The sequence below is a fragment of the Zobellella denitrificans genome (assembly GCF_002407485.1).
Taxonomy (GTDB): Bacteria; Pseudomonadota; Gammaproteobacteria; order Enterobacterales; family Aeromonadaceae; genus Oceanimonas; species Oceanimonas denitrificans.
Window position 1 is genome coordinate 3510711 of the sequence record NZ_CP012621.1, and the last position, 22301, is coordinate 3533011.

Here is a 22301-nt window from a genome sequence, read left to right on the forward strand (position 1 = left end):
CCTTCGAGCACCAGTCTGCTTACTGTGATGCCACCTTATCGGTGGCTGTGTAACGTGGGCCGGGCGATTATAGGTAAAGTTGCCTTAAAAATCACCTGCTAATTTCAATGCCCATTGAAATTAGCCGGCCCGCCCGCCCCTTCCCCGCGATCATGCCCGGATCACGGGGGCGCATATTGTGACTAAGGAAGGTGCTCCCTGGCAAGATATTCATGGGATTGCATTTCGGTGAGCCGGGAAAGGCAGCGTTTGAACTCGAAATTGAGCCGGCCCTGGCCGTAGAGCTGCTCCATCGGCACCGCCGCCGAGATGATCAGCTTGACGTGGCGTTCGTAGAATTCGTCGACCATGGCGATAAAACGCCGGGCGGCATCGTCGCTGTCCAGTCCCATGGGCATGACGTTGGCCAGCAGCACCGAATGGTAGCAGCGCGCCAGCTCGATATAGTCGAGTTGGGAGCGGGCCGTGCAGCACAACTCCTGGAAATCGATATAGAGCACCCCGTCCCCTTCCGCTATGGTCTTCAGCCGGCGGTGGTTGATGTCGATGCTCCCCCCCCAACTGCCCGGCTCGTTGGTCAGGCGGGCGAAATACTGCTCCAGGTTGGTCTTGGCCTGGGCGTCCAGGGGCGAATGATAAATCTCCGCCTGCTCCAGGGTACGCAGGCGGTAGTCCACGCCCGAATCGACGTTGACCACCTCGCAGTTCTCCTTGATCAGCGCTATCGCCGGCAGGAAACGGGCGCGCTGCAGGCCGTTGCGGTAGAGCTCGTCCGGCGGGATATTGGAGGTGGCCACCAGTATGACCCCATGGCCGAACAGGTACTGGAACAGGGTTCCCAGTATCATGGCATCGGTGATATCGGACACGAAGAACTCGTCGAAGCAGATCACCCTCGCTTCCCGGGCCAGCCGCTCGGCCACCACCTTGAGCGGATCGGACTGACCCTTGAGGGTTTTCAGCTCGTCGTGCACCCGCCCCATGAAGCGGTGGAAATGGACCCGGAGCTTGTTGTCGAACGGCAGGCAATCGTAGAAGGTGTCCACCAGGTAGGTCTTGCCGCGGCCGACGCCGCCCCAGAAGTAAAGCCCCCTGATCGCCTGCTGCGGCACCTGCTTGCCGGTCAGTTTCTGCCACAGGCTGAGTCTGGGCTCCTCCCGGGGCCGGTTCAGCTCATCGAACAGCCGCTGCAGGTGGGACACGGCCATGGCCTGGGCGGCATCGCGGACAAAATCGGTACGGCTGAGATCTGCCTGGTATTTTTCGCTCGGGGTCATTAGGGTATACAAAAACGACAGGGGGGCTCAGTGTAAATGCCCTGTCCCCCGCCGGGCAAGCCCCAGCCGGCGGCAGGGGCTTGATCTTCCATGCAAAAGGCACAATTAATGGTGATAAGTAATTGTGGCCATACCGGAACTCTTGTCGCCCTGTCCCGGTCAGATTGAACAATTTCCCTGAATACCCTCTCGAGTTAGGAGCATGCACATGAAAGGTCGTCTCCCCCTTGTTTCCGCCTTGGCCCTCGCCCTGGGGCTGGCGGTACTGCCTGTCGCCCAGGCCGCCCTGCCCTTCGGGGCCGGCTCCAACATCAACAGCCTGGCCCCGGTGGTGGAAAAGGTCAGCCCCGGCGTGGTCAACATCTCGGTTTCCGGCAGCAAGGTCAGCCGCCAGGTACTGCCCGAGCCCTTCCGTTTCTTCTTCGGCCCCAACATGCCGGACGAACAGATCCAGGAAAGGCCCTTCCAGGCCCTGGGCTCCGGCGTCATCATCGATGCGAAACAGGGTTATGTGATCACCAACAACCACGTGATCGAAGATGCCGACAAGATCTTGATCACCCTGATCGATGGCCAGGAGTATGAGGCTGAGCTGATCGGTGCCGACAAGCAGTCCGATATCGCCCTGCTCAAGGTGGACGCCAAGGATCTGGTGGAAATCGAATTCGCCGATTCCGATCGCCTGCGGGTCGGCGACTTCGCCATCGCCATCGGCAACCCCTTCGGACTGGGCCAGACCGTCACCACCGGCGTGATCAGCGCCCTGGGACGCTCCGGCCTCAACGTGGAAAACCTGGAAAACTTCATCCAGACCGATGCCGCCATCAACTCCGGCAACTCCGGCGGAGCCCTGCTCGATCTGGAAGGCCGGCTGGTCGGCATCAACACCGCCATCCTGGGGCCGGGCGGGGGCAATATCGGTATCGGTTTCGCCATTCCCGCCAACATGGTCAAGAACCTGGCCGAGCAGATCCTCGAATACGGCGAGGTACGCCGTGGCGTCCTGGGGGTGATGGGCGGCGAACTCACTTCCGAGCTGGCCCGCACCTTCGGCTACCGCAGCCAGCATGGCGCCTTCGTCAGCCAGGTGCTGGAAAACTCCGCCGCCGCCAAGGCCGGGCTGCAGGCCGGCGACATCATCATCAGCCTGGATGGCCAGCCGATCCGCTCCTTCAGCGAACTGAGGGCCAAGGTCGCCACCATGGGTGCGGACAAGACGGTGAGCCTGGGCCTGTTCCGGGACGGCAAGGAGCAGAAGGTGGATGTGACCCTGACCCGGGCCGACGAAGCCAATATCCAGGCCAACACCCTGCACGAGTCCCTGGAAGGAGCGGCCCTGGCCAATACCGGCAGCGGCGACCCGGTGCAGGGGGTCAAGATCACCGAGGTCACGGCCCGCTCCCCGGCGGCCCTGTCCGGACTGGAGAAGGACGACATCATCATCGGAGTCAACCGCCAGCGGGTGCGCAACCTCAATGATCTGCGCCAGATCATCCAGGGCAAGCCTGCGGTGATCGCGCTCAATATCCAGCGCGGCAACTCCTCCATCTACCTGGTGCTCAGGTAACCGCTTGATGCCGAAGGGAGTCTGCCCAGGTGCAGACTCCCAACCCCGGCGCTTTATGTTATGCTGGGGTCATTCTACGGCCATCACGTCAACCCATGCGGTCAGCCTCCTTGTTCAAATTCCTGCTCCAGTCCACCCTTACCGGGGTGTTGATGGCCGTGCTGCTGCTGCTGCTGTTTCCTCAGCTGCGTACCCAACCCTTCGAGCACTGGTGGCGCAACCAGCAGGTGGGCGTGTCCAGCTTCTCCTATGCCGCCGGCCGGGCCGGGCCCGCCGTGGTCAATATCTACACCCGCAGCTTCCAGCGCGGCACCGAGGCGCCCGAGCTCAGCGCCACCGGCCTGGGCTCCGGGGTCATTATGTCGGAGCAGGGTTATGTGCTCACCAACTACCACGTCATCGCCGATGCGGATCAGGTGGTGGTGGCCTTGCAGGATGGCCGCATCATCGCCGGGGAGGTCACCGGTTTCGACGTGCCCACGGATCTGGCGGTATTGAAGATAGAAGCCAACCAGTTGCCGGTGATCCCCCAGGATCCCAACCTCAACCCCAAGGTCGGGGACATCGTGCTGGCCATCGGCAACCCCTACAACGTTGGCCAGACCATCACCCAGGGCATCATCAGCGCCACCGGCCGCACCGGCCTGTCCAGCATGGGGCCGGACAGCAATGGCCGCCAGGACCTGCTGCAGACCGACGCCGCCATCAACGCCGGCAACTCGGGGGGGGCCCTGGTCAACGTCTACGGCGAAATGGTGGGCATCAATACCGCCTCCTTCCAGAGCCTGGCCCACCAGGAAAGCTACGGCATCAACTTCGCCATTCCCTACGCCCTGGCCCATCGCATCATGCAGGAGTTGATCCTGCACGGCCGGGTGATCCGCGGCTACCTGGGCATCGGCGGTGCCGACATTCCACTGGTGATGGCCCAGTTGCTCAACCTGGGCGAGCGCTCCGGCATCTATGTGGATGCGGTGAATGCGGGCGGGCCGGCGGAGCAGGCCGGCATACAGGCCGGGGACGTGCTGCTGGAGATCGACGGCAAGGCCATCGTCAATGCCCGCCATGCCATGGATCTGGTGGCCGAGACCCGCCCCGGCACCCAGATCGACATTACCCTGCTGCGGGCCGGGCAGAGCCTGACCCTGAAGGTGAACATAGAGGAAGACAGCCGCTTCCAGCGGCTGCGCTGACGCGAGCGCTGGAAGCTGGAAGCTGGAAGCTGGAAGCCTGACTCTTAGTCACAAGTCCGACTGTCTGATTCAGCGCAGAGAAGAGGCAGCAGGGCTACCTCCGCCGACACGCCGCAAGTACATCCATGTAGGCTCGCACATGCCATCCCTGGCATGTGACGGTCGGCGGAGGCCATCCCTGTTGCCTCTTTCAAGCCCCGACGCCGTTTGAAGATGGTGCCAGCAGGCGGCATCGGGGCGACAGAGAGGACAAAGGGCGCAGCTCCGCCGGCCCTCCGCGCCAGGGAGGGCGCGGCGGAGCCCCCAGGGAGGGGTTTACGGCGTGCCGGAGGAGCTGTGCGCTTTGGCCGATGTTTTGCTGATCTAAAGTCAACAAAAACTTGTGACTAAAAGCCAGGCTGGAAGCCCATTATTGCAGACTGAACATACAAAAAAGGGAAGACAAAGATTGTCTTCCCTTTTTACTTGTTCAACAGCCCACTCGGGCAGTTGATCGCTTCTAGCTTACGGCTTCCGGCTTTAGTTGCCTTTGATCCGCTCTATCTTGCCGCCCAGGCCGGACAGCTTGGCCTCGATGTCCTCGTAGCCCCGGTCGATATGGTAGATGCGGTCCACTATGGTGGTGCCCTGGGCGACGAAACCGGCCAGCACCAGGCTGGCAGAGGCGCGCAGATCCGTGGCCATGACGGTGGCACCGGTCAGCTGCTCGGTGTCGCCGCAGATGGCCAGGTTGCCGTTGAGTTCGATATTGGCGCCCATGCGGTTGAGCTCGGGCACGTGCATAAAGCGGTTCTCGAAGATGGTTTCGGTGACCCGCCCCACCCCCTTGGCCACGGCGTTGAGCACGGTGAACTGGGCCTGCATGTCGGTGGGAAAGGCCGGGTAGGGCGCGGTCTTGATGTCCACCGGCTTGAGCACCCGGTTGCTCATGTCGAGGCGGATCCAGTCCTCGCCGGTTTCCACCAGGGCGCCCGCGTCCTTCAGCTTGACCAGCACCGCTTCCAGCAGGTGGGGATCCGTGTTGCGGCAGGTGATGTCGCCGCCGGTGATGGCCGCGCCCACCAGGAAGGTGCCGGTTTCGATCCGGTCCGGCTGGATCCGGTAATCGCCGCCGTGCAGGGCCTCGACCCCATCGATGATCAGGGTATCCTGGCCGATGCCCTGGATTTTTGCGCCCAGGGCGTTGAGGAAGTGGGCCAGATCCACCACCTCCGGCTCGCGCGCCGCGTTTTCGATAATGGTGCGGCCCTCGGCCAGCACCGCCGCCATCATCAGGTTTTCGGTGCCGGTGACGCTGACCATGTCCATCAGGATATGAGCGCCTTTCAGGCGGCCGTCGACCCGCGCCTTGATGTAGCCGTCCTCCACCCGGATGCGCGCGCCCATCTGCTCCAGGCCATGGATATGCAGGTTGACCGGACGGGCACCGATGGCACAGCCGCCGGGCAGGGACACATCCGCCTTGCCGAAGCGGGCCACCAGGGGGCCCAGGGCCAGGATCGAGGCGCGCATGGTGCGCACCAGTTCGTAGGGTGCCACATGGCTGTTGACGGCCCCGGCCAGCACGGTGACGTCACCGTTGACGCTGACGGTCACCCCCATGGAGGCCAGCAGCTGCAGGGTGGTATCCACGTCCTTCAGCCGGGGTACATTGGTCAGGTGCACCGCCTCGTCGCACAGCAGGGTCCCGAACAGTATCGGCAGGGCCGCGTTCTTGGCGCCGGATATGGTGACCTCACCCGCCAGGCGGCAAGGTCCCTGAATCTTGAATTTGTCCATCTCGGCTCCTACGTCAGGACGGCATGATAAATTTTCGCTCCCGGGCCCACTGCTCGGGAGTAAAGGTTTTGATGGTCAGTGCGTGGATGGCGTTCTGGGCGATCAGCTCCATCAAGGGACCGTTGATCGCCTGCTGGCGCTTGAGCCGGCTCATGTCGGCAAAATCCGCAGATACGGCAATCACTTCGAAATGGCTGCCTTCGCTTTTGACATAAAGCTCGTCCAGGGACAGGGCTTCCCGCAACAGCCGCTCGACTTCGTTATTCAGATCCATTTTTGCTCCCGCAAGGGTTGTCGGTCAGTTCGAACAGGGAACCGACCCCGTATAAATCGGCAAGGGGGTAGAAACTGGCCGGTGGCGACGACAGGGTCAGGGTCTTGCCCTCGGCGGCCAGGGCCTGGCTCCATTGCACCAGGAAGGCCAGGCCCACCGAATCCAGTTGTTCCACCGCGCTCAGTTCCACCCGCTCCAGGGTGAACAGGGAGTGCCGCTCCGCCCAGTAGGCTGGCAGCTCGTCCCGGGTCAGGGCGCGTTCCAGCCTCATTGAGGCCGTTCCAGCGGCGTGACCGGCTTCTTGGTGTGGTCCTGCAACTGGCGGGTTACCGCATCGATGCCGTTCTGGCGGATAAGGCCGCTCAGTTCGGTCTGCTTGGCGGACAGCAGGCTGATGCCCTCGGCCACCATGTCAAATACCCGCCACTCGCCGGTGCGGGTGTTCTGACGCAGTTTGAATTCCACCATGATGTCCGGCTTGTTCGGCTCCAACACCTTCACCGGCACCGTCACCAGGCGCTCGCCTTCCGCTACCCGGCCGCGGCCGATGTCCAGGGTCTGGTCGTTATAGGCCGCCAGGGCGTCCGCATAGGTCACCACCAGGTAGTCGCTGAAGGCATCCACGAAGCGCTCGCGTTGCTCCGGGGTGGTGTTGTTGAGCTGGTTGCCGATCACCCGGAAGGCGGAAAAGCGTACGTCCACCGCCGGCAGCATCTCCTCCCGCACTATGGTGCGCAGGTGCTCGGGATTGGCCTTGATCTGGGCCTGCTCCCGGTTAAGGCGATCGAAGGTGTTCTGGGCCACTTCACTCATCAGGGTGTAGGGGTCGGAAAAGGTGGCCGAGGCGGTCAGGGGGGCCCACAGGGTACCCAGGGCCAGCAGCCAGGAAATCAGTATCTTCTTCATCATCACTCCTCAGGATTGTCCCACGGATCAGTTGTTACCGATGGAATAGATAAACTTGCCGATCAGCTCTTCCAGCACCAGCGCCGACTGGGTATGGGCTATGGTGTCGCCGTCCCGCAGCATGCCGATGCCCATCTCCTCGTCGGCAAAACCGGGGTTCAGCCCCAGGTACTGCTCGCCCAGCAGCCCGGAAGTGAGGATGGAGGCGGTGCTGCTCTCGGCGAATTCGCCGGCCTCCCTGTTCAGCACCAGGGTCACCACCGGTACCTGATCCCGGGGATCCAGGCCGATCTGACTGACCCGGCCCACCACCACGCCGCCCACCTTGACCGGAGAGCGGACCTTGAGGCCGCCGATATTATCGAATTTGGCATAGAGGGTATAGGTTTCCCCCTGGTGGTTGAGGCTCACCCCCGCCACCTTGAATGCCAGCAGCAGCAGGGCACCTATCCCGGCCAGCATAAAGCAGCCGACGCTGAATTCCAGTTTGCTGTATTTCATTATTGTCTACCCGAACATGACGGCGGTCAGCACAAAATCGAGCCCCAGCACCGCCAAAGATGAATGCACCACTGTCTTGGTGGTCGCTTGACTGATGCCCGCCGCCGTGGGACGGGCATCGAAACCGTTGAACAGGGCAATCCAGGTCACCACCAGGGCGAACACCAGGCTCTTGACAAAGCCCTGCATGATGTCTTCCTGCCAGTCCACCGCGGCCTGCATGGCCGACCAGAAACCGCCCTCGTCCACCCCCAGCCAGTCGACACCCACCAGCTTGGCGCCCCAGATGCCGACGATGCTGAACATGAAGGCCAGCAGCGGCATGCTGATGAAACCGGCCCAGAAGCGCGGTGCCACCACCCGCCGCAGGGGATCTATGCCCATCATTTCCAGGCTGGAGAGCTGCTCGGTGGCCTTCATCAGCCCCAGCTCCGCAGTCAGGGCCGAACCGGCCCGGCCGGCGAACAGCAGGGCGGTCACCACCGGGCCCAGCTCGCGCAGCAACGACAGCGACACCAGGGGCCCCAGGCTGCCCTCGGCACCGAAGTCCACCAGCACGTTGTAGCCCTGCAGGGCCAGCACCATGCCGATGAAGAGGCCGGACACCAGGATAATGGCCACCGACTGCACGCCCACCACCTGCAGTTGCTGCACCAGCAGCGGAAAATGCTTCTTCGGCTGGGGACGGCCCAGCAGGGCATGCAACAGCATAAAGCCGGCCCGCCCCAGGGCGGTCACGGCGGTCACGCCCTGCTGCCCCAGCCGCCCGATCAATTCAATCAACATAGCTTCAACGACTCTCTGAATGAGGGGGCCGGGTAGTGAAAAGGAACGGGCCCGTCCGCCTGGCCTTGCAAAAACTGGACAACCTGGGGGTCCCGGTGTTGCTGCAGCTCGGCCGGCGTGCCCGCCGCGACCACCTGCCGGTTGGCGATGATATAGGCGTAATCGGCGATGCTCATCACTTCGTCCACGTCGTGGGTGACGATGATGGAAGTCAGCCCCTGGGCCTTGTTCAGCTCCGAGATCAGCTTGACCAGCACGCCCATGCTGATGGGATCCTGGCCGGCGAAAGGCTCGTCGTACATGATGAGGTCCGGATCCAGGGCGATGGCCCGGGCCAGGGCGGCCCGCCGGGCCATGCCGCCGGACAGTTCGGCCGGATACAGGCGCGCCGCGCCGCGCAGCCCCACCGCCTCCAGCTTCATCAGCACCAGGGTACGGATGATGGCCTCGGGCAGGCCGCTGTGCTCACGCAGCGGAAAGGCCACGTTATCGAACACCGACAGGCCGGTGAACAGGGCCCCGCTCTGGAACAGCATGCCCATGCGCCGGCGTACCCGGTACAGCCGGGAGCGGCTCAGGGACGGAATGGACTCGCCGTCGAACAGCACCTCGCCGCTGTCGGGTTTGATCTGGCCACCGATCAAGCGCAGCAGCGTGGTCTTGCCGATGCCGCTCGGCCCCATGATGGCGGTGATCTTGCCGCGCGGGATCCGCAGGCTGATCCGCTCGTACAGGGTGCGCTCTCCATGGCTGAAACAAAGATCCCGTATCTCGACAAGGCTCTGGCTCAAACTGATCCCCCGAAAAAAAGAAAGAATTGTATGGGTTCCCCGAGGGATGGGCAACCGAGCCGGCGCTTTTTCCTGGGGAACTGCGCCACCCCCTGTCCGGGAAGGGCCGGCCAGGCCGCCAGGGGGCCAGAATCCTCGCCGCACCAGTCGCTTATCGGCCCGAGCTTTTCTATAATGGCGCCGCCTAAGGTGTGGAGAGAGCTATGTCAGCCGAATTTGATTACCGTAAAACCGCCCGTCGCGTGCTGGATATTGAAAAGGCGGCCATCGACGGCCTTTATCAATATCTTGATCAGGATTTCGATGCCGCCTGCCGGCTGATGTTTCGCTGCCAGGGCAAGGTCATCGTTACCGGCATGGGCAAGTCGGGGCATATCGCCAACAAGATTGCCGCCACCCTGGCCAGCACCGGCACCCCGGCCTTTTTCGTCCATCCCGGCGAGGCCAGCCATGGCGACCTGGGCATGATAGGCCAGGGCGACGTGGTACTGGCCCTGTCCAATTCCGGCGAAAGCGACGAGATCCTGTCCCTGCTGCCGGTGCTCAAGCGCCGCGGCCTCAAGCTCATCTGCCTGACCGGCAATCCCGGCTCCACCATGGCGCGGGAGGCCGACGTGCACCTGTGCACCCGGGTGGAGCAGGAAGCCTGCCCGCTCGGCCTGGCCCCCACCGCCAGCACCACCGCCGCCCTGGTGATGGGCGATGCCCTGGCGGTGGCCCTGCTCGAAGCCCGGGGCTTCACCGCCGACGACTTCGCCCTGAGCCACCCCGGCGGCGCCCTGGGCAAGCGCCTGCTGCTGCGGGTCGGCGACCTGATGCACAAGGACGAGCGGGTGCCCAGGGTTCGCCCCCATACCCTGATCATCGAGGCGCTGCTGGAGATCGGCCGCACCGGGCTCGGCTTCACCGCCGTGGTCGACGAGCAGGAGCGACTGGTCGGCATCTATACTGACGGTGACCTGCGCCGCACCCTGGATCACAAGATAGATGTGCACCACACCACCATAGAGCAGGTCATGACCCGCCGCTGCACCACCGCCAGGGCCCAGATGCTGGCGGCCGAAGCGGTCAAACTGATGGAAGAGAAAAAAATCAGCGGCCTGCTGGTGGTGGACGAAGAAAACCGGCCGGTGGGTGCCTTCAACATGCATGACCTGTTACGGGCGGGGGTGATCTGATGGAGCAACAGAGCCTTTACGGTCCCGTCGCCGACGCCGTCTGGCAGCGGCTGGCCGGGATCCGCCTGCTGATCTGCGACGTGGACGGGGTGCTGTCCGACGGCATGATCTACCTGGGCAACCAGGGCGAGGAATACAAGAGCTTCTGCACCAAGGACGGCTTCGGCATCAAGGCGCTGCTCAACGCCGGCATCCAGGTGGCGGTGATCACCGGGCGGGACTCGCGCATCGTCAGCGAGCGCATGGCCTCCCTCGGGGTGCGCCACGTCTACCAGGGCCAGGGCGACAAGATGCACAGCTACAAGGCCCTGCTCGACACCCTCAAGCTCGCGCCGGAACAGGTGGCCTATATCGGCGACGACGTGGTCGATCTGCCGGTGATGCGCGATTGCGGCCTGGGCGTGGCGGTCTGTGACGCCCATCCCCTGGTGCTGCGGGGCGCCGACTACGTCACCCGCATCCATGGCGGCCATGGCGCCGTGCGCGAAGTTTGCGATCTGATCCTGGAATCCCGCGGCGAACTGGCCAACGCCAGGGGTATGAGCCTATGAGCCGCCAGAGCTGGCTGTTCGGCGGCCTCTTCCTCGCCGCCCTGATCGCCTGGCAGTGGTTCAGACCCGCGGGCCCGGGCCCGCTCGGCGAACAGGATTACCAGCCGGATTTCGTGGCCCGGGGGCTGGCCAGCATCCAGTACAACCGGCTCGGGCTGCCCTACCGGGGGCTGGAAGCGGACTACGCCGAGTACTACGACCCGCTGTCCATGACCCTGATGGAAAAACCTGTTATCTTGCTCTATTCGCCCGACGGCCAGCCCCAGTGGCGGTTGCAGGGGGATGAAGGCATCATCAACACCGGCGACAACGCGGTGATGGTCGGCAACGTGGTCGGCCGGGGGCTGCTTCCGGATGCCCTGGTGGAAACCCTGACCACCGAATACCTGGAACTGGACTTCATCAACAACCAGCTGCGCTCCAACCGGGACGTCCAGCTGAGCAGCCCGCACTACCAGGCCCAGGGCCAGGGCCTGCTGGGCATCCTTGATCAACAAACGGTGGAACTACTGCATGAAACCCGGGCAACTTACTTCAATCCTTAGCATGGGCGGCCTGCTGGCCCTGGGCCTGGGCCTGGCCGAGGCCAGGGAGTCGGACTTCCGCCAGCCGGTGACCATAGACGCCGGCCGCCAGCTGGTGGAACTGGCCGAGAACAAGGTCACCTTCAGCGACCGGGTGGTGGTCAAGCAGGGCACCATAGACGTGCGTGCCGACCGCCTGGTGGTGATCCGCACCGAACAGGGCCTGCAGTCGATGACCGCCCAGGGCAGCCCGGCCACCTACCAGCAGATCCTGGACAACGGCCAGCCGGTGCACGCCGAGGCCCGGGAGATCCACTACGACATCCGCGCCCGCACCATCACCCTGCTGCAGGATGCCAAGCTTACCCAGAACGACAACATCGTCACCGGCTACCGCATCCGCTACCACATCGACCGGGAGCAGATGGAGGCGGAAAGCCAGGGTGGCCAGGACAGGGTGACCACCATCTTCCTGCCCGAGCAGTTGCAGAACCTGAACGAGCAGGGCCAGGACTGAACCATGGCGACACTGAAAGCACGGGGCCTGCAGAAAAGCTACAAGGGACGCCAGGTGGTCGCCGACGTCAGCCTGACCGTCAACACCGGTCAGATCGTCGGCCTGCTCGGCCCCAACGGCGCCGGCAAGACCACCTCCTTCTACATGATAGTGGGGCTGGTGCAGCGGGACGCGGGCAGCATCACCATCGACGACCAGGACATCAGCCTCCAGCCCATGCACCTGCGGGCCCGGGCCGGCATCGGCTACCTGCCCCAGGAGGCCTCCATCTTTCGTCGCCTGAGCGTGGCCGACAACCTGATGGCGGTGCTGGAAACCCGCAAGGATCTGGACGCCGCCGGCCGCGGCGAGAAAATGGAGCAATTGCTGGAAGAGTTTAATATTACCCATATCCGCGACAGCCTGGGGATGAGCCTGTCCGGCGGCGAGCGGCGGCGGGTGGAGATCGCCCGGGCCCTGGCGGCCGACCCCCGCTTCATCCTGCTGGACGAGCCGTTCGCCGGGGTGGATCCGATTTCGGTGATCGACATCAAGAAAATCATACTGCACCTGCGCGATCGGGGCCTCGGCGTGCTAATTACCGATCACAATGTACGGGAAACCCTGGATGTGTGCGAACGGGCCTATATCGTCAGCCACGGCCACCGCATCGCCGCCGGCACCCCGGCCGAGATCCTCGCCGACGAGCAGGTCAAGAAAGTCTATCTGGGTGAACAATTCAGCCTCTGAGCAGGCCCCGCATCATGACAGTGCGGTCGATATAGAAGGACTTTTTTAAAAGATGAAGCCAACTCTTCAGTTACGTTTGGGCCAGCAGCTGACCATGACGCCCCAGTTGCAGCAGGCGATCCGCCTGCTGCAACTTTCCAGCCTGGAACTGCAGCAGGAGATCCAGCAAGCCCTGGAGAGCAATCCGTTACTGGAGCAGGATGAGCCGGAAAGCATCGATGTGGCCGAGCCCCGCCACGAAGAACAGCTGGCCGCCGACACCGCCATGGAGCAGAGCCAGCTGTCCGATGACCTGCCCATGGACACCAACTGGGAGGAGCTTTATACCGCTTCCCCGGGCGCCGGCGGCGGCCTGCCCGAAGGCGCCGAGGACACCGTCTACCAGGGCGAGACCACCGAAACCCTGCAGGACTACCTGCTGTGGCAGATGCGCCTCACCCCCTTCAGCGATACCGACCAAGCCATCGCCCTGGCCATCATCGATGCCATCGACGAGGCCGGTTACCTCACCATAGACGTCCCCGATATCCTGGAGGCGGTGGCCGGCGACGAGCTGGAGATCGAGGCGGACGAGGTGGAAGCGGTGCTCAAGCGCATCCAGCACTTCGATCCCATCGGGGTGGCGGCCCGCAACGTCCAGGAATGCCTGCGCATCCAGCTGGAGCAGTTCCCGCCCGAGACCCCCTGGCTGCAGCAGGCCCGGGAGGTGATCAACCAGCATATGGATCTGCTCGGCAACCGGGACTACCGCACCCTGCAGCGCAAGGCCAGGCTCAAGGAGGAGGAACTCAAGGAGGTGCTGGCGCTGATCCAGCAGCTGGAGCCCAGGCCCGGCCACACCGTCATCCAGAGCAGTTCCGAATACGTGATCCCGGACGTGGTGGTAACCAAGCGCAACGGTGCCTGGGTGGCGGAGCTCAACCCCGAGGCCATGCCCAAGGTCCGCCTCAACCAGACCTATGCCGCCATGGCCCGGCAGCCGCGCAACAGCGAGGACGGCCAGTTCATCCGCAACCACCTGCAGGACGCCAAGTGGTTTCTCAAGAGCCTGGAAAGCCGAAATGAGACCCTGCTCAAGGTTGCCAATTGTATTGTCGAGCAACAACAGGCATTCTTTGAGTATGGCGAGGAAGCCATGAAGCCCATGGTGCTGAACCATGTGGCCGAGGCGGTGGAAATGCACGAGTCCACCATCTCGCGGGTGACCACCCAGAAGTTCCTGCACACCCCCCGGGGGGTGTTCGAGCTGAAGTATTTTTTCTCCAGCCACGTGGGAACCGACGACGGCGGGGAGTGCTCCTCGACGGCGATTCGCGCCCTGATCAAGAAACTGGTCGGGGCGGAAAACCCGGCCAAGCCGCTGAGCGACAGCAAGATCGCCCAGTTGCTGGCCGAACAGGGGATACAGGTGGCCAGGCGGACCATCGCCAAGTACAGGGAGTCACTGGCCATCCCCCCTTCCAATCAGCGTAAACGCCTGGTTTAAAGGCAGACCAAGAAGGAAGACGTTATGCAAATAAACCTGACTGGACACCATGTGGAAATCACAGACTCACTGCGTGACTATGTGAACAGCAAATTTTCCAAGCTGGAGCGTCACTTCGACCACATTACCAATGCGCACGTCATCCTCAACGTGGAAAAACTGCAGCAGATCGCCGAAGCCAAGCTGAACGTCAGCGGCGGCGAAGTCTTCGCCAACTCCCAGCACGAAGACATGTATGCGGCCATCGACGGCTTGATCGACAAGCTGGATCGCCAGATCATCAAACACAAAGAGAAGCTCAAGCAAAAATAACCATGGAAGTCGCCGACATACTGAGCAGGGACTGCACCCGCAGTGCAGTTCCCTGCACGAGCAAGAAACGTGCCCTGGAAATCATCAGCGAGCTGGCCGCCCAGCACCTGAACATCAGCAGCCAGCAGCTGTTCGATTGCCTGCTGGCCCGGGAAAAGATGGGCAGCACCGGCATCGGCAATGGCATCGCCATTCCCCACGGCCGTATCAGCGATGACAACAAGGCGACCGCCGTATTACTCACTTTCGCCGAGCCGGTGGAGTTCGATGCCATCGACAACCAGCCGGTCGGCCTGGTTTTTGCCCTGCTGGTCCCCGAGCAGGAGTGCAAACAGCACCTCAAGACACTGTCATTGATCGCCGAAAAGCTCAGCAACAAGCAGGTATGCAAGCAGTTGCGCCAGGCCGGCAGCGATGACGAACTCTATCAGATCATGATCTCCGCCTGAGGACAAGCGCCATGCAACTGGTGATCGTCAGCGGTCGCTCCGGCTCGGGTAAAACCGTGGCCCTGCGGGTACTCGAGGACCTGGGCTATTACTGCGTCGACAACCTGCCCGTCGAACTGCTGCCGGATCTGGTGCAGATGCGCCGGCACAGGCCGGGCGAGGTGGCGGTCAGCATCGACGTGCGCAACCTGCCTGACAGCCCCGACAAACTGGAAGCCTGCCTGGCCGAAGTCAGGGCCATGGAAGGCGTTTCCCTCTCCAGCATCTTTATCGATGCCGACAACGCGGCGCTGATCCGCCGTTTCGGCGACACTCGCCGGCTGCATCCCCTGTCCCGCCACAGCCTGACCCTGGATGAGGCCATCCGGGAGGAGACCCACCTGCTGGCGCCCCTGTCCTCGGACGCGGATCTGCGCATCGATACCTCGGCCTTAAGCATCCACGATCTGAGTGAGATCATCCGCGAGCGCATCCTCGGCAAGAAGGAAAAGGAGCTGAACTGGGTGTTCGAATCCTTCGGCTACAAGTACGGGGTGTCCAAGGACGCCGACTTCGTGTTCGACGCCCGCTTCCTGCCCAATCCCCACTGGATTGCCGAGCTTCGCCCCTTCACCGGCCGCGACGAGCCGGTGGCCGACTACCTGGCCGGCCAGCCCGAGGTGATGAAATACCTGTGGCAGATAGAAAACCTGCTGATCACCTGGATGCCGCACCTGGAGCGCAACAACCGCAGCTACGTCACCGTGGCCATCGGCTGTACCGGCGGCCAGCACCGCTCGGTGTTCCTCGCCGAACAGCTGGCCCGGGTATTCCGGCAGATGGGCAAGAGCGTGCAACTTCGACACAGAACACTGGAAAAACGCAATGCCGAGAATTGAACGGGATCTGGAAATCGTCAACAAGCTGGGGCTGCACGCCCGGGCCGCCATCCAGCTGGTGCAACTGACGCAGCAGTTCGACGCCACCGTCACCGTCTGCAACCAGGACAAACAGGCGCCGGCCAACAGCGTCATGGGCCTGCTGATGCTGGAGACCGCCCAGGGTCACGCCATCCGGGTGGTGGCCGAAGGCCCGGACGCGGAGGCGGCGATGGAGGCCGTGGCCCGGCTGGTGGCCGACCGCTTCAACGAATCCGAATAACCCCCTCCTCCCCTCGCCCCGGAGCCCGGATGACCGAGCCATTAGACCACCCCAGGACACCGGATCAGCTGGACAGCATCACCCAGGCGCTGAACAGCGGCATGTTCGTGCACGTACGGCGCATGCTGCAGCAGATGCGCCCGGGCGACGTGGCCTGGCTGCTCGAATCCTCCCCCTCCCCCAGCCGCAAGGTACTGTGGCAGCTGATCGATCCCGACGACTACGGCGAGATCCTGGAAGAGCTGTCGGAAGAAGTGCGGGACGGCATCATCCGGCTGATGGATCCGGACAAGCTGGCCATCGCCCTGGAGGACATGGAGTCGGACGATCTGGCCTATGTGCTGCGGGATCTGCCCGAGCAGCTGTTCAGCCAGGTGCTGGACCGGATGGACGAGCAGGACCGGCAGCGGGCCGAGCAGGCCCTGTCCTATGCGGAAGACACCGCCGGCTCGCTGATGAACACCGAGTTCATCACCCTGCGCCCGGACGTGACCATCGACGTGGTGCTGCGTTACCTGCGCCGCCACAGCGAACTGCCCGACGGCACCGATACCCTCTATGTGGTGGATCAGCACAACCGCCTGTTGGGGGACATGCCCCTGGCCAGCCTGGTGGTGCAGGCGCCCACCGCCACCGTGGCGGAAGTGATGGACACCTCGGTGGAAGCCATTCCGCTGACCATGTCCGACACCGAGGTGGCCAACCTGTTCGAACGCCACGACTGGCTGTCGGCGCCGGTGGTGGACGAGGAACGCCGCCTGCTGGGCCGCATCACCATCGATGACGTGGTGGACATCATCCGGGAGGAAGGGGAACACTCCATGATGGGCATGGCCAAGATGGCCGACGATGAAGACACCTTCGCGCCCGTGCTGACCAGCGCCCGCCGCCGTTCGGTCTGGCTGACCGTCAACCTGGGCACCGCCCTGGCCGCCGCCAGCGTGTCCAACATGTTCGAGGCTACCCTGGACCAGCTGGCCACCCTGGCCATCCTGATGACCATAGTGCCGTCCATGGGCGGCATCGCCGGCAACCAGACCCTGGCCCTGGTGATCCGCGGCATGGCGGTGGGCCACATCGGCGACAGCAACGCCCGCTGGCTGCTGACCAAGGAGGCCATGGTGGGGTTGATCAACGGCATGCTGTGGGCGCTGATGATAGCGGTGGTGGTCAGCCTGTGGAAAGACAGCTGGCAGATAGGCCTGGTGATAGCGGCGGCCATGTTCATCAACCTGTCGGTGGCGGGCATGGCCGGCGCCATGATCCCCCTGGCCATGCGCAAGCTCAACATAGACCCGGCCCTGGCCGGCTCCATGGCCCTGACCACCATCACCGATATCGTCGGCCTGCTGTCGTTTCTGGGCCTTGCGACGCTGATCCTGCTGAACTAAAGCTGGATGCTGGAAGCCTGGCTTGTAGTCACAAGGTCTGGCTGCCTGATTTGACGTAGAGAAGAGGCAACAGGGCCACCTCCGCCGACACGCCGCAAGTACGTCCATGTAGGCTCGCACCTGCCGAATGTCGCGGAAACCGCCGTATCATCGCTTCGCGATGCTGGCGGCGGAGCAAGGCGCTTCGCGCCCCCTGGCAGGTGACGGTCGGCGGAGGCGATCCCTGTAGCCTCTTTCCAGCCCCGATGCCATCTGAGGGTGATACCAGCAGGCAGCTGCGGGCAATAGGGACGACAAAGGGCCGCATAGGCCCTTTCTTATAGCTTCCAGCTTCTCGCTTCCGGCTTTCTTTACTGCCCTGCGATCTTCATGTTGTCGACCAGCACCGAGCCGGTCTGCAGGCTGGAGCGGGTTTCCACGTCGGTGCCGATGGCCTGGATACCGGCAAACATCTGCTTCAGGTTGCCGGCGATGGTGATCTCCTCCACCGGGTAGGCGATTTCGCCGTTCTCCACCCAGAAGCCGGCGGCGCCGCGGGAATAGTCGCCGGTGACGATATTGACCCCCTGGCCCATCATCTCGGTCACCAGCAGGCCGGTGCCCATCAGCTTAAGCAGTTGCTCCAGGCTCTGGCCGCTGCTCGACACCCGCCAGTTGTGGATGCCGCCGGCGTGGCCGGTGAGCGGCAGCCCCAGCTTGCGCGCCGAGTAGCTGGTCAGCAGGTAGCTCTTGAGTTCGCCCCCTTCGATGATATGACGGTCGTGGGTGCGTACGCCCTCGTTGTCGAAGGGAGCACTGGCCAGGCCCTTGTCCAGGTGCGGCTGCTCGTGGATGTCGAGCCAGTCCGGGAAGATGCGAGTGCCCAGGGCATCGAGCAAAAAGGAGGACTTGCGGTAAAGGTTGCCGCCGCTGATCCCCATCACCAGGTGGCCGAACAGGCCCGAGGCCACGTCCGGATGGAACAGCACCGGCGCCTGGGTGGTGCCGATTTTGCGCCCGCCCAGGCGGCCCAGGGTGCGGCTGACCGCCTCGTCCGCCACCCGTTCCGGGGTCCAGAGATCCTCGAAGCTGCGCGCCGAGGTGTAGCCGTACTCGCGCTGCATGTCGCCGTCCTGCTCGCCGATCAGCACGCAGCTCAGGCCGAAGCGGCTGCCCGCATAGCCTTTGACGAAGCCATGGCTGTTGCCGTACACCTTGATGCCGAGGTTGCTGGAAAAACTGGCGCCGTCCGACTGCTTGATGCGGCTGTCCCGACCCAGGGCATGCTGCTCGCAGCGCAGCGCCAGCTCGATGCCGTCCGCCGGTTCCAGGGGATGGGGAAAGCACAGCGCCAGCTCCGGAGCGTCCCAGGCCAGTTCCGCGGCCTCGGCGATGCCGGCGAAGGGATCGGCCGTGGTGTAGCGGGAGATATCCAGGGCCGCCGCCACGGTGCGGGCGATGGCGTCGGGACGCAGGTCCGAAGTGGAGGCCGAGCCCTTGCGGCCGCCCCGGTAAACGGCGATGCCGAGGGCGCCGTCCTTGTTGAACTCGATGTTTTCCAGCTCGCCGTTGCGGGTATTGACCGACAGGCCGGTCTGCTTGCTGATGGATACTTCCGCCGACTCGGCCCCGAGCCGCTTGGCCGCATCCAGGGCTTGCTCTACCGCCAGTTCGAGCTGGCTCTGTTCGGTTTGAATCTCTTCGGGGGTCATAATGAAATCGCTGGCTCTGTTTGGAGTTAGCATAACAGACCCCTGCGCCCCTTGGGAGAAGCTGGTACTATATATGTAAATCTTTGTTGAAACGGAAACGCCATGCGCCACCACGACGAGCACCCCGATCACGACGACGAGATCGAATGGGTCAGCAAGAGCGAAATGAAGCGGGAAAGCCACGCCCTGCAGCAACTGGGCGAGTCCCTGGTTAAACTCAAACCCAGCGAGCTGGCCAAGGTACCCCTGGACGAAGAACTGCAGGACGCCATCGCCCTGGCACACAGGCTCGGCAATAAGCGGGAAGCCCTGCGCCGGCACCTGCAGTTTATCGGCAAGCTGATGCGCAGCCGGGACGTGTCCGCCATTCAGGAGGCCCTGGCCGCCTTCGACCACAAGAGCGCCGTGGCCAATGCCCATTTCCACAAGCTGGAGCTGTGGCGGGACCGGCTGATCAAGGAAGGGGACAAGGGCGTGGATGCCCTGCTGGCGGAATACCGGGAGCTGGATAGGCAGAAACTGCGCCAGCTGGCACGCCAGGGCCGGAAGGAACTGGCCGCCGGGCTACCGCCCAAGGCCTACCGGGAACTGTTCCAGTACCTCAAGCAGCAGCTGGAACCCTGAACAACACAACGGGAGCCGCGGCTCCCGTTGAACGTTACCGGGTAACATCAGCGCCTAGAAACACATATCCGCCGGTTTTTTACCCATTCGTTTCTGTATTGCACATTCACGGTTATCTACACCGTCGCCCCTTGTTGCCATTTCCTGCACTACGGGCTGCTGCATATCCAGCACTACTCCGGCCTGCGCCGGCATCAACATCAACCCAAGAACAGAGGCAAAGGCTATCGATAGCAAGGTTTTCATCTTTATGGCCTCCCATTCCGCTGCCGCACCTGCGGCAACAATGATTAGACCCTTGCCCCCGCCCGAATCGCACAGAAAAAGGCTTTTCACCACTGGTTAACAATTAACCGGCCCGGTTACTGGGTGCCCCCGACGGTCATCCGGTCCAGCTTGAGGGTCGGCTGTCCCACCCCCACCGGCACGCTCTGGCCGTCCTTGCCGCAGACGCCAACCCCGGTATCCAGGGCCAGATCATTGCCCACCATGGACACCTGGCTCATGGCCTCGGGGCCGTTGCCGATCAGGGTCGCGCCCTTGATCGGGGCGGTCAGTTTGCCGTCCTCGATCAGATAGGCTTCAGAGGCGGAGAACACGAAGCGCCCGGAGGTGATGTCGACCTGGCCGCCGCCGAAATTGGGCGCATAGATACCCTTTTTCACGCTCTTGATGATCTCTTCCGGTGGTGTCTCGCCGGGCAGCATGTAGGTGTTGGTCATGCGCGGCATCGGCAGGTGGGCATAGGATTCGCGCCGGCCGTTGCCGGTGGGCGCCATCTTCATCAGCCGGGCGTTGAGCTTGTCCTGCATGTAGCCCTTGAGGATGCCGTTCTCGATCAGCACGTTGTAGCCGCTGGCGGTGCCCTCGTCGTCGATGGAGAGCGAGCCCCGCCGGTTGGCCAGGGTGCCGTCGTCCACTATGGTGCACAGCGGTGATGCCACCCGCTCCCCGATGCGGCCGGCATAGGCGGAGGAGCCCTTGCGGTTGAAGTCCCCTTCCAGGCCGTGGCCCACCGCCTCGTGCAGCAGCACCCCGGGCCAGCCGGCGCCCAGCACCACCGGCATGGTGCCGGCGGGGGCGTCCACCGCCTCCAGGTTGACCAGAGCCTGGCGCACCGCCTCCTTCACATAGCCCAGGGCGCGGGGCTGGCCGTCCACCTCCTCCAGAAAATAGTCGTAGCCGACCCGGCCGCCGCCACCGCTGCCACCCCGCTCCCGCCGGCCGTTGCGCTCCGCCAGCACCGAGCAGTTGAGCCGCACCAGGGGCCGCAGATCCGTGGCCAGGGTGCCGTCGGTGGCCAGCACCAGTATCTCCTCGTAGACCCCCGAGATGGAGGCGATCACCTGGGTCACCGCCGGATCCAGGCTGCGGGCGAAGGCGTCCATCTGCTGCAACAGGGCGATCTTCTGCTCCCGCCCCAGGCTGTCGAGGGGATTGAGCCCCAGGTAGCGGGCCGTCACCGGCTGCTCCCGGCCAATCTGGAAACGACCGTCGCCACCGTGCTCGGCGATGCCGCGGGCGGCACTCACCGCCTGGCTCAGGGCGGCGGCGGTCAGCTCGTCCGAATAGGCAAACCCGGTCTTCTCGCCGCTGACGGCCCTGACTCCCACGCCTTGCTCGATGTTGTAGCTGCCGTCCTTGACGATGCCGTCTTCCAGCACCCAGGACTCGTGCACACTGTTCTGGAAGTAAAGATCGGCAAAGTCGATCTGGTGCCTGCACAAACGAGCCAGCTGGGCATCCAGCAGAGCCATGTCCAGGTCGTTGGGGGCCAGCAGGTTGCGGTTGATCTGTTCAATACTCATGCTTTGTTTCTCCAAACCGCGCTCAGGCGGGCATGTTGGGCCACCGGCATCTGGCTGCGGATCCTGGCCAGCCGCTGCGGGTCCAGGGGGGCGACGATCAGTCCTTCGCCCTTGGGCAGGCAGGCCTGGATTTCCCCCCAGGGGTCCAGGATCAGGGAGTGCCCCCAGGTCTGGCGGCCGCCGCTGTGCTCCCCGTACTGGGCCGCCGCCAGCACATAGCACTGGTTCTCGATGGCCCTGGCCTGCAGCAGGGGCAGCCAGTGGGCCTGGCCGGTGACCCGGGTAAAGGCCGCGGGCACCATCAGGATCTCGGCGCCCTGTTCGCGCAGGGCCCGGTACAACTCGGGAAAGCGCACATCATAGCAGATGGACAGCCCCAGGCGGCCGAAGGGGCTGTCGATCAGGCACAGCGCATCGCCGGAGGCATAGGTGGCCGACTCCTGATAACGGCCGTGGCCATCGGCCACCTCCACGTCGAACAGGTGCACCTTGTGGTAGTGGCCCACCCGCTCCCCTTTATCGTTATAGACCAGGCTGGTGGAGTGCAGCTTGTCGCTGCCCTCGATCCGGGTCGGTATGGAGCCCACCACCAGCCAGATCCCCAGCTCACGGGCCCAGCGGGAAAAGGTCTCCTGCACCGGCCCCGCGCCCAGGGGTTCCGCCACTTGCCAGGCCGCTTTCCGACCGCCGAACACCACGGCGTTTTCCGGCAGTTGCACCAGGAGCGGGCGGCTCGGCGGCAGTTGCCGCAGCAGTGTTTCCAGCCTGGCCTGGTTGGCCGGCCACTCGGGACCGGCATTCAATTGTATCGCCACCAGTTCCATGGT

At 63.7% G+C, this 22301-nt stretch carries 26 protein-coding genes; 14 read left to right on the plus strand and 12 right to left on the minus strand.

Going from position 1 to position 22301, the window contains the following annotated elements:
• Nucleotides 1-182: 182 nt before the first annotated feature.
• Nucleotides 183-1277, minus strand: coding sequence for a cell division protein ZapE (gene zapE / locus AN401_RS16590; protein WP_096779959.1), 1095 nt, complete (start codon nt 1275-1277; stop codon nt 183-185).
• Between the two features lie 208 nt (nt 1278-1485).
• On the opposite strand from zapE, the gene AN401_RS16595 reads away from it, so the two are divergent.
• On the plus strand, nt 1486-2844 hold the full coding sequence (locus AN401_RS16595) for a DegQ family serine endoprotease (protein ID WP_094039195.1): 1359 nt from the start codon (nt 1486-1488) through the stop codon (nt 2842-2844).
• Nucleotides 2845-2939: 95 nt separating this feature from the next.
• Nucleotides 2940-4037 carry an outer membrane-stress sensor serine endopeptidase DegS gene (gene degS, locus AN401_RS16600; RefSeq protein ID WP_096779960.1) on the plus strand — a complete coding sequence of 366 codons (1098 nt, stop codon included), beginning with the start codon at nt 2940-2942 and terminating at the stop codon, nt 4035-4037.
• Between the two features lie 519 nt (nt 4038-4556).
• Here the strand turns inward: degS and murA are convergent.
• The 7 genes from murA to mlaF are packed head-to-tail and all read right to left on the minus strand — an operon-like array spanning nt 4557 to nt 9074.
• Nucleotides 4557-5816, minus strand: coding sequence for a UDP-N-acetylglucosamine 1-carboxyvinyltransferase (gene murA / locus AN401_RS16605; protein ID WP_096779961.1), 1260 nt, complete (start codon nt 5814-5816; stop codon nt 4557-4559).
• 13 nt (nt 5817-5829) lie between these two features.
• Entirely contained in the window at nt 5830-6090 is a 261-nt protein-coding gene (locus AN401_RS16610) for a BolA family protein (RefSeq protein WP_094039198.1), read from the minus strand.
• On the minus strand, nt 6077-6361 hold the full coding sequence (locus tag AN401_RS16615) for an STAS domain-containing protein (RefSeq protein ID WP_096779962.1): 285 nt from the start codon (nt 6359-6361) through the stop codon (nt 6077-6079). The genes AN401_RS16610 and AN401_RS16615 overlap by 14 nt, the downstream gene beginning before the upstream one ends.
• A complete protein-coding gene (gene mlaC / locus AN401_RS16620; RefSeq protein ID WP_176442021.1) occupies nt 6358-6999 on the minus strand; it encodes a phospholipid-binding protein MlaC in 642 nt (213 codons plus the stop codon). Before mlaC ends, AN401_RS16615 begins: the two co-directional genes overlap by 4 nt.
• 24 nt (nt 7000-7023) lie before the next feature.
• Nucleotides 7024-7497: an outer membrane lipid asymmetry maintenance protein MlaD gene (gene mlaD, locus AN401_RS16625; protein ID WP_094039201.1), complete on the minus strand. Its 474-nt coding sequence runs from the start codon at nt 7495-7497 to the stop codon at nt 7024-7026.
• A gap of 6 nt (nt 7498-7503) precedes the next feature.
• A complete protein-coding gene (gene mlaE / locus AN401_RS16630) occupies nt 7504-8283 on the minus strand; it encodes a lipid asymmetry maintenance ABC transporter permease subunit MlaE (RefSeq protein WP_094039202.1) in 780 nt (259 codons plus the stop codon).
• On the minus strand, nt 8277-9074 hold the full coding sequence (gene mlaF, locus AN401_RS16635) for a phospholipid ABC transporter ATP-binding protein MlaF (protein WP_094039203.1): 798 nt from the start codon (nt 9072-9074) through the stop codon (nt 8277-8279). The genes mlaE and mlaF overlap by 7 nt, the downstream gene beginning before the upstream one ends.
• 203 nt (nt 9075-9277) lie before the next feature.
• Here mlaF and AN401_RS16640 point away from each other — a divergent pair, with 203 nt between their 5' ends.
• From AN401_RS16640 to mgtE, 11 genes are read left to right on the plus strand one after another with little or no spacing between them, the layout of a single operon-like run.
• Nucleotides 9278-10252, plus strand: a complete 975-nt coding sequence (locus tag AN401_RS16640; protein WP_096779963.1) for a KpsF/GutQ family sugar-phosphate isomerase — start codon at nt 9278-9280, stop codon at nt 10250-10252.
• Nucleotides 10249-10803, plus strand: coding sequence for a 3-deoxy-manno-octulosonate-8-phosphatase KdsC (kdsC, locus tag AN401_RS16645; RefSeq protein ID WP_408645777.1), 555 nt, complete (start codon nt 10249-10251; stop codon nt 10801-10803). The genes AN401_RS16640 and kdsC overlap by 4 nt, the downstream gene beginning before the upstream one ends.
• Nucleotides 10800-11348 carry an LPS export ABC transporter periplasmic protein LptC gene (lptC, locus tag AN401_RS16650; RefSeq protein ID WP_096779965.1) on the plus strand — a complete coding sequence of 183 codons (549 nt, stop codon included), beginning with the start codon at nt 10800-10802 and terminating at the stop codon, nt 11346-11348. The genes kdsC and lptC overlap by 4 nt, the downstream gene beginning before the upstream one ends.
• A gap of 1 nt (nt 11349) precedes the next feature.
• Nucleotides 11350-11844, plus strand: coding sequence for a lipopolysaccharide transport periplasmic protein LptA (lptA, locus tag AN401_RS16655; RefSeq protein ID WP_232513340.1), 495 nt, complete (start codon nt 11350-11352; stop codon nt 11842-11844).
• A 3-nt stretch (nt 11845-11847) separates the two neighbouring features.
• Nucleotides 11848-12573, plus strand: a complete 726-nt coding sequence (gene lptB, locus AN401_RS16660; RefSeq protein WP_094039208.1) for an LPS export ABC transporter ATP-binding protein — start codon at nt 11848-11850, stop codon at nt 12571-12573.
• A 52-nt stretch (nt 12574-12625) separates the two neighbouring features.
• On the plus strand, nt 12626-14059 hold the full coding sequence (locus tag AN401_RS16665) for an RNA polymerase factor sigma-54 (protein WP_094039209.1): 1434 nt from the start codon (nt 12626-12628) through the stop codon (nt 14057-14059).
• 24 nt (nt 14060-14083) lie between these two features.
• Nucleotides 14084-14371, plus strand: coding sequence for a ribosome hibernation promoting factor (hpf, locus tag AN401_RS16670; protein ID WP_094039210.1), 288 nt, complete (start codon nt 14084-14086; stop codon nt 14369-14371).
• A 2-nt stretch (nt 14372-14373) separates the two neighbouring features.
• The gene (ptsN, locus tag AN401_RS16675; RefSeq protein ID WP_094039211.1) at nt 14374-14820 is read left to right on the plus strand and encodes a PTS IIA-like nitrogen regulatory protein PtsN; all 447 of its coding nucleotides are present in this window, start codon (nt 14374-14376) and stop codon (nt 14818-14820) included.
• Between the two features lie 11 nt (nt 14821-14831).
• The gene (gene rapZ, locus AN401_RS16680; RefSeq protein ID WP_094039212.1) at nt 14832-15698 is read left to right on the plus strand and encodes an RNase adapter RapZ; all 867 of its coding nucleotides are present in this window, start codon (nt 14832-14834) and stop codon (nt 15696-15698) included.
• Nucleotides 15685-15960 carry an HPr family phosphocarrier protein gene (locus tag AN401_RS16685; RefSeq protein WP_094039213.1) on the plus strand — a complete coding sequence of 92 codons (276 nt, stop codon included), beginning with the start codon at nt 15685-15687 and terminating at the stop codon, nt 15958-15960. The genes rapZ and AN401_RS16685 overlap by 14 nt, the downstream gene beginning before the upstream one ends.
• A gap of 29 nt (nt 15961-15989) precedes the next feature.
• Nucleotides 15990-17351, plus strand: a complete 1362-nt coding sequence (gene mgtE / locus AN401_RS16690) for a magnesium transporter (protein WP_094039214.1) — start codon at nt 15990-15992, stop codon at nt 17349-17351.
• A 350-nt stretch (nt 17352-17701) separates the two neighbouring features.
• Here the strand turns inward: mgtE and pmbA are convergent, their stop codons facing one another.
• Nucleotides 17702-19042: a metalloprotease PmbA gene (gene pmbA / locus AN401_RS16695; RefSeq protein WP_094039215.1), complete on the minus strand. Its 1341-nt coding sequence runs from the start codon at nt 19040-19042 to the stop codon at nt 17702-17704.
• A 102-nt stretch (nt 19043-19144) separates the two neighbouring features.
• On the opposite strand from pmbA, the gene yjgA reads away from it, so the two are divergent.
• Entirely contained in the window at nt 19145-19666 is a 522-nt protein-coding gene (gene yjgA / locus AN401_RS16700) for a ribosome biogenesis factor YjgA (protein ID WP_094039216.1), read from the plus strand.
• Nucleotides 19667-19720: 54 nt separating this feature from the next.
• Here the strand turns inward: yjgA and AN401_RS16705 are convergent, their stop codons facing one another.
• The 3 genes from AN401_RS16705 to AN401_RS16715 all read right to left on the minus strand — a co-directional run bounded on the left by AN401_RS16705 (nt 19721) and on the right by AN401_RS16715 (nt 22298).
• Nucleotides 19721-19912 carry a hypothetical protein gene (locus AN401_RS16705; protein ID WP_142995587.1) on the minus strand — a complete coding sequence of 64 codons (192 nt, stop codon included), beginning with the start codon at nt 19910-19912 and terminating at the stop codon, nt 19721-19723.
• A 116-nt stretch (nt 19913-20028) separates the two neighbouring features.
• Complete coding sequence (tldD, locus tag AN401_RS16710; RefSeq protein WP_094039218.1) at nt 20029-21474, minus strand: metalloprotease TldD; 1446 nt, start codon at nt 21472-21474, stop codon at nt 20029-20031.
• Nucleotides 21471-22298 (minus strand): carbon-nitrogen hydrolase family protein, encoded by an 828-nt coding sequence (locus AN401_RS16715; protein WP_096780397.1) that lies wholly within the window; start codon nt 22296-22298, stop codon nt 21471-21473. Before AN401_RS16715 ends, tldD begins: the two co-directional genes overlap by 4 nt.
• Nucleotides 22299-22301 lie beyond the last annotated feature (3 nt).